2 protein-coding genes are annotated in these 2,308 nt (G+C 60.9%); one reads left to right on the plus strand and one right to left on the minus strand.

Translation table 11 applies throughout. The features are described from left to right. The first annotated feature begins 290 nt into the window (after positions 1 to 290). Positions 291 to 827 (plus strand): bactofilin family protein, encoded by a 537-nt coding sequence (locus WBQ77_RS11735; RefSeq protein ID WP_424042346.1) that lies wholly within the window; start codon positions 291 to 293, stop codon positions 825 to 827. 125 nt (positions 828 to 952) lie between these two features. On the opposite strand, the gene prfB is transcribed toward WBQ77_RS11735, so the two are convergent. Further along, a protein-coding gene (prfB, locus tag WBQ77_RS11740) for a peptide chain release factor 2 (protein ID WP_424060403.1) occupies positions 953 to 2,066 on the minus strand; the annotation gives its coding sequence in 2 pieces (ribosomal slippage) (positions 953 to 1,996 and positions 1,998 to 2,066; 1,113 coding nt in all). Between the last annotated feature and the right edge of the window lie 242 nt (positions 2,067 to 2,308).

Raw genomic sequence — 2,308 nt, forward strand, 5'->3', positions numbered from 1 at the left:
GTGCGCGAGTCAACACTAAGGTCTTGTTGCAATAAGATGTCTCAAAATCGGATAAACCAAGGCGAATCAAGGCCTAAGCTGCCCCTGGGCCGAGCGCGCGTACGGGTAGACAACCCCCATGACAAGAATGGCAGGAAGGGATAATGTTGACGCAGCAACAGGGTGTTGCACCTTAGCTGCCTGGGATGTCAGGGCAATTTGCTGGAGAATGAAAGTCCTGGGTTGTGCGGACCCGAAAGCCGGGTTGTATTTCGCGCTGCGTCACGCGTTTTGAGGGGGAGTAACCTGCTATGTTCACGAAGAAACCTGAGCCAAGCGGCACGGTGGCCAAGCTGGGTGGCGAACGACCCAGCGGCGGCGCACCAGACGCCAAATCTTCGCCGTTCACAGACCGGCCGTCGCCACAGCCCAAGCCCGCTGGCCCGGCCATGGGCAAGATGATCCCATCCATCATCGGCGAGGATCTCACGATCGAGGGGAACGTCTCTTCAAAGGGCGAGATTCAGGTCGACGGACAGATTCTTGGCGACGTCCAATGCGGTTCGCTGCTGCTGGGCGATAAGGCGCAGGTCAACGGCTCTGTCGTCGCCGAAGATGTCGTCATCCGCGGGAAAGTCATTGGGTCCATCCGCGGCCTGCGCGTGACCCTACAATCGCAATCCCATGTCGAAGGCGATATCCATCACCAGAGCCTGGCGATAGAGCAAGGCGCCTATTTCGAAGGAAAGTCGCGTCGTTCGGACGACCCGTTGGCTGCCGAGACGTCGAGCACCAAACCCAGCACACCTGGGCCAGGCAAGCAGTTCTCGAGCAACGCCGCCGAGTAGCGCGTCCCGAAAACGCTGGCATAGACTACGAAGCCGTGGCCGGGACAAAACCGGCGGCGGCTTCGTACGTTACGCCTCGATGCCAACGCTATGCCCTGGTGGCGGGGCTACGCCTTGGAGCCGGGTTAAGACTTGGCGTCGGCGCTGATCCGCTGGGCGAGCGCCGATTCGATGAACGCGTCGATGTCGCCATCAAGAACCGCGGGCGGATTGGTGTTTTCGACACCGGTCCGCAGATCCTTCACCAGCTGATAGGGCTGCAGCACGTAAGAGCGGATCTGATGCCCCCAGCCGATCTCGGATTTGGACGCTGCTGACGCCAAAGCTTCTTCTTCCCGCCGTTTGAGTTCGGCCTCGTAGAGCCGCGCTCGGAGCATGGACCACGCGGTCGCGCGATTCTTGTGCTGCGACCGCTCGTTCTGACACTGCACCACGATGCCTGTCGGAACGTGGGTAATCCGTACCGCGCTATCAGTGGTGTTAACGTGCTGGCCGCCAGCGCCAGAAGCCCGATACGTATCGATTCGGACATCCTTGTCTTCGATCTCGATTTCGATCGCATCGTCGATCGCCGGATAGACCCAAACGGACGCAAAACTCGTATGGCGGCGCGCATTGGAATCGAACGGCGAGATGCGGACAAGGCGATGCACTCCGGATTCCGTCTTGAGCCAGCCATAGGCATTGAGCCCCTTGATCAGGATTGTCGCCGACTTGATCCCGGCTTCTTCACCGTGGCTTTCGCCTATCAGCTCAACCTTGTAGCCGCGGCCTTCCGCCCAGCGCATATACATGCGCTCCAGCATCTGGGCCCAGTCCTGGCTTTCGGTGCCGCCGGCTCCAGCATGAATCTCCGCATACGCATCATTGGCGTCCGCCTCGCCCGAGAGCAGCGCCTCCACCTCACGGGTGTGTGCCTCCTGACCTAGCTTGCGCAAAGACTCCTCGGCCTCGGCGACAATGCTGTCATCGTTCTCCTCTTCGCCCATGGCGACAAGCGTCACGTTGTCGTCGAGCTCAGCCTGGATGCGATCGAAGTTGCCTAGCGCGGCCTCGAGCTGCTGTCGTTCGCGCATGAGCCCTTGGGCCCGCGCCGCGTCGTTCCAGAAATTGGGACCTTCGGCCTCGCGGTCGAGTTCGCTCAGACGGCTTCTTGCCTGTTCGGGGTCAAAGATGCCTCCGCAACAGAGACAGCGACTCTTTGATCTCGTTTACAAGCGCTTCGGTTTCGGCTCGCATCCTACCCTCGTTGTAGACCTTTTTTGTTGAATGAAACCGAACGCGCGGACAGCCACCGCGCGTCGCGACCTTCTCATACTCATCGGATTTCTGCCGACGCGCTGCGCTTGGCGGTCAGAAGCGCCCGAAAAATCCGGAGCGTTTCTTCTTACGGCGGCGCTGTGGCGGCGGCGATGCGGCCCGTGGCGGGCTGGCGACTTGCCGCGGGGCTGCTGCAGGTGCACCTGCCGCGGGAGATTCCG

Origin of the sequence: Methyloceanibacter sp. (assembly GCF_049590335.1) — a bacterium.
Taxonomy (GTDB): domain Bacteria; phylum Pseudomonadota; class Alphaproteobacteria; order Rhizobiales; family Methyloligellaceae; genus Methyloceanibacter.